This window comes from uncultured Chryseobacterium sp. (genome assembly GCF_913776365.1).
In the GTDB taxonomy this organism is placed as follows: domain Bacteria; phylum Bacteroidota; class Bacteroidia; order Flavobacteriales; family Weeksellaceae; genus Chryseobacterium.
Genome location: NZ_CAJYMO010000179.1, coordinates 1 through 4,054, shown reverse-complemented (window position 1 = coordinate 4,054; position 4,054 = coordinate 1). Strand labels below are relative to the sequence as shown.

General features: G+C 42.3%; 7 protein-coding genes. 2 read left to right on the top strand and 5 right to left on the bottom strand.

Annotated elements, in window-relative coordinates; translation table 11 throughout:
* Both QZ735_RS09265 and QZ735_RS09260 read left to right on the top strand, forming a co-directional pair.
* Positions 1-174, top strand: a 174-nt coding sequence (locus tag QZ735_RS09265) for a type I restriction enzyme HsdR N-terminal domain-containing protein (RefSeq protein ID WP_294247264.1), incomplete at its 5' end; no start/stop codon positions are given.
* A gap of 361 nt (positions 175-535) precedes the next feature.
* Positions 536-1,279 (top strand): dienelactone hydrolase family protein, encoded by a 744-nt coding sequence (locus QZ735_RS09260; RefSeq protein WP_294247261.1) that lies wholly within the window; start codon positions 536-538, stop codon positions 1,277-1,279.
* 123 nt (positions 1,280-1,402) lie between these two features.
* Here QZ735_RS09260 and QZ735_RS09255 read toward each other — a convergent pair whose 3' ends face one another.
* From QZ735_RS09255 to QZ735_RS09235, 5 genes are all read right to left on the bottom strand, one after another.
* Positions 1,403-1,597 (bottom strand): hypothetical protein, encoded by a 195-nt coding sequence (locus QZ735_RS09255; protein ID WP_294247258.1) that lies wholly within the window; start codon positions 1,595-1,597, stop codon positions 1,403-1,405.
* A gap of 416 nt (positions 1,598-2,013) precedes the next feature.
* The gene (locus QZ735_RS09250) at positions 2,014-2,385 is read right to left on the bottom strand and encodes a cupin domain-containing protein (protein ID WP_294247255.1); all 372 of its coding nucleotides are present in this window, start codon (positions 2,383-2,385) and stop codon (positions 2,014-2,016) included.
* 7 nt (positions 2,386-2,392) lie between these two features.
* Positions 2,393-2,908, bottom strand: a complete 516-nt coding sequence (locus QZ735_RS09245) for a GNAT family N-acetyltransferase (RefSeq protein ID WP_294247252.1) — start codon at positions 2,906-2,908, stop codon at positions 2,393-2,395.
* Between the two features lie 2 nt (positions 2,909-2,910).
* Positions 2,911-3,516 (bottom strand): DUF2911 domain-containing protein, encoded by a 606-nt coding sequence (locus tag QZ735_RS09240; protein ID WP_294247249.1) that lies wholly within the window; start codon positions 3,514-3,516, stop codon positions 2,911-2,913.
* 151 nt (positions 3,517-3,667) lie between these two features.
* Positions 3,668-4,054 (bottom strand): hypothetical protein (locus QZ735_RS09235; RefSeq protein WP_294247248.1); only part of this gene is annotated, 387 nt, incomplete at its 5' end.

The window sequence follows — 4,054 nt, the reverse complement described above, 5'->3', positions numbered from 1 at the left end:
CCAAAAATCCTGGTCGAATGCAAGGCACCCCAGGTAAAGCTTACGCAAACTACCTTTGAACAGACTGCCCGCTACAATTCCATTATCGGAGCAAAGGAGATTGTTTTAACGAACGGGCTGCAGCATATTCATGCGTACTTTGAAAATGGAGAATACCTTTTTTACAAGCCGTGATCATTCTACCTTATTTTGTGATCGGGCTGTACCCGATTCTGATTTAAGCCGCCCCGTTGGGGCTTGGTTCTGTGTTGGTTTTTCTGATGTTGCCATAGTGCTTTGCCCTATGCTGATTTAAGTCTCCCCACTACGGCTTGAGGTGTATATCAATTTTTTACGGAGTTTCGAAATTTCAACAGCGATAAAAGGCTTCAAAATAAGAGGTTTACTTCATCAAATTAATATTCCGGAGATTCGTATCCGAGCACGGTTTTTGTACTGATCAATGCCGGCATAGCCCCGATTACAGCGGAAATCCTTTTTTGCAAAAAAAAGATTGCAGCGGAAAGCGGGAAAAGGCTCCTAAAAAACAAAATTTATGACGACACCTATCTTATTGAGCGCGGCTTTGTTTGCCTCCGCATCCTTATTCGGCCAAAACCTTAAACCAGTTGCCTATCAGGACGGGACCCAGAAACTGAATGGCCTCGTAACATCCAACGCCGGAAAGAAGCTTCCGGGAGTGCTTGTTTTACCTGCCTGGAAAGGAATTGATGACGAAGCAAAGACCGCCGCGGCAGACCTTGAGAAACAGGGATACATCGCTTTTGTAGCCGATATTTACGGTGAGGGAAATATTCCTGCCGACAATACCGCAGCGGCGAAAACCGCAGGCTACTACAAAAAAAATTATGAGGCTTACCAAAAGAGAATAACGCTTGCATTAGAACAGCTGAAGAAAAACGGAGCAGTTCCTGACCGCATTGCGGTAATCGGTTATTGCTTCGGAGGGACAGGAGCCCTGGAATCGGCGAGAGGAAAACTGCCGGTGGCAGGTGTTGTTTCCATCCACGGAAGTATTGGAAAAGACCAGTCAAGACCCAACGGTCCTATTTCGACCAAAATCCTGGTGGAAAATCCTGCAGACGACCAGAGTGTAACGCCGGCAGATTACAATAACCTGATCAAGGAAATGAATGAAGGCAATGCCGACTGGCAGATCATCACCTATGCACATTCCAAACATACGTTTACAGATCCTAAGTCACCGGATTATAATCCCGTAATGGCCAAAAGAGCCTGGAACCATACGCTGATGTTTCTGAAAGAGATTCTTAAATAATGTAACAATGTAGCAATGCAACAATATAACAGTGTAACAGTGTAATAATGAAACAGTGTAGCAATGTTTCCATCAGATGGATGGTCATTGTTACACTGTTACATTATCAAATGGGTACATTTATTATTTTGCTTCCAATTCTACCTGGTAGGCTTGCGGAGAATATTTGGTAAGGGAACCCGTGGCACAGTCTATTCCTACCCCGATGGCTCCTCCCAAAAGGATGTTGACCAGAGTTACCGGATTAAACTTTTTGGTAAGTTTCATTTCTTTGCTGGCGAAGCCTTCTCTTTCCAGGGTCACCGTCTGTTTGCTCAATGACCTTGGGATTTCCGCCGTACACGGAGTAGTACTTTAATGTAACAATATAACGATGTAATAATATAACAATATAGCAATGTGACAATGTAATAATGTAACAGCAGTATTAATGTATTGTATCGGTATCAAATACATAATGGAGTAATATAACAATGTGCCCATTTTCATGACCGTGCACCGATATTCTAATGCTGATGAATTGCTGTTATTCTGCGATAAGATATATTACATAAACCGCATCAATATTGAATTGAAAACAACATAAATGGTACCGGAGAAAGCCATTGCTACACTTTCAGATTATTATATTGTTACAGTATATCAACCGGACAAGTGCTGAAATAAAAAACAGTGTAGCAATTATCGGAGAGGTTAATCGTTACACTGTTCCATGATTAAATGGGTACATTATATTAATCAACCCCTTCTTCTTCGCGGTGTACCGATTCTACGGAAAAGGCAGGAAGGCAGATTGAGAGGTATTCACATTCTTCCGGAAACGGGTTGCTGTAACGGATTCTTGCTCCCTTTTCGATCATGATACTCTGGCCTTTTTCGAGCACCACGGTTTCGCCGTCGATTTCAAACTGTTTTTTCCCTGAAATAATGAAGGTAAATTCATCAAACTCAGGAGTCTGGTGCGGTTCGCTCCATCCTGCCGGGGCTATCATGTGAGCAATGGAAACGTCTGAGGTTCCGCTGGAGTTTCCCCAATGTTCTTCAATCAGCTTACCGTCCGTTGTGGGAACGATAAACGGGTTCTGTTGGATTTTGAATTTTTTCATATATTATTTACTTTTGGATCTGGTATAAAATATTGATTCGGGAAGGTTCTCCGAAATAAGCCACTTCATGCTCGCCGAGGTTTTCGGCACCCAATCTTTCCATTGCGGTCCGCGAACGGATGTTGTCTTTTCCGACATGAAAATACACGGTTTCCACAAACTGAAAGATGTACTCTAACATCAGTTCCTTGATCTGCGGATTGATCTTTTTTCCCCAGGATTTTGTTCCATAAAAGGTATAGCCGATAAAGATGCTGTTGTTTTCTTCATCATAATCGTAAAAACGGGTGCTGCCCAATATTTCTCCGGTTGCATTTTCAACAATTTTAAAAGCGCCCCGGCTTTCGAGAGCGCCTTTAAAAAAGTTTTCAAAGACTTCTCTCCGGTATCGGTCTTTATTGGGATGCTGTTCCCAAACCCGGGGGTCGGAAGCCACTTCGTATAAAGACTCAAAATCCCCTTGCTGTAAGGGGATTAACTGATATTTTTCGTTTCCTAAAAGGGTCTGAACAGAAAACTTCATTTTTAGCTTTTTGTTTTTGCTGCGTCGGATTCAATCTTTTTGATCTCTTTCAGCTTTTCTGCGATTTTCGTCACGGCATCCGGTTTTGAAGGCTTTAAAGGAACCTCAGCCTGTGCATAATCCCATTTCAGAACCAGGTTGGCCGAATTTTCGTCGGTTGGGTTCAACGTGATCTCAAACCATTCCTGCTTATCGACCAGCTTATTTACAGGGACAGTAATGTCTACTACATCCTGTTTAGGATCGTAGGTAAAAGCTCCCCACTGCTGGAAATCTTTATTCAGGATGACCTTCCACTCTTTTTCCGTAGGAACGATGAAAAGGCCATAGGTTCCGGCCTGCACGATTTTCCCACCGAAATTGACCGGCTGCCCGAACGTAATTTTTGTAGAAGAGTTGGCACCCGCTCTCCAAATCTGTCCGTAAGGTACCAGTTCGCCGAAAATTTTTCTTCCCTTCACCCCCGGTCTTCCATAATCTATGGTAATTTTAGACATGGAAAACTGCTGCTCCACTTTCTGACGAGGACTCGCCGCCGGGACCGAATACTCCTGTGCAAAACTGAAAACAGAAGCCGAGAGACAAACGGCAAATAATAACTTTTTCACTTTTTTTAAATTTTGTTTAAAAATACGAAAACGAGATCAGAAACCTGTTTGTCTATCATGATAAATTTATGTTAAAGAACAATTCGCGGTCTTTTAAAAAGTGATAATAAATTCCGGTTTCCCAGGTTCGTTTTATATCACCTTCCGACATCTACTCCGGCAGGGCCTTCCATTTTCTGATAACCGCCGTGTAGAGATAGAGGAATAAAAAACCGCCCGCCAGAATGATATAACTCAGGTTGAAGCCCAGGATTTCAATAATTCTTCTGCAGTTATACGAATTCATACTTACATCATTGCATTCTTTTAACTGATGCAGATCAATGATAAAAAAGACCAGCAGGAGAAAAAGAACAAAACCATTTATGGAGATGTTTACCAGTATTGAAGCCACCAGCTTTCCAAGCCTTTTCATGATTAAAACCGGTGCCAGCAAAATAATCAGCCCTACAAAAAGAGCAAAATAAGAGATAAAAAACTCCAGATTGCTACTTCCGAAAGAAGCTGAAAACAGTACTGAGATCAGTACAACTGCCAG

What these genes read in the sequence shown, in the direction of transcription:
- QZ735_RS09260 (WP_294247261.1), top strand. Translation starts at nt 536, where the DNA reads ATGACGACACCTATCTTATTGAGCGCGGCTTTGTTTGCCTCCGCATCC.
- QZ735_RS09250 (WP_294247255.1), bottom strand. Translation starts at nt 2,385, where the DNA reads ATGAAAAAATTCAAAATCCAACAGAACCCGTTTATCGTTCCCACAACG.
- QZ735_RS09245 (WP_294247252.1), bottom strand. Translation starts at nt 2,908, where the DNA reads ATGAAGTTTTCTGTTCAGACCCTTTTAGGAAACGAAAAATATCAGTTA.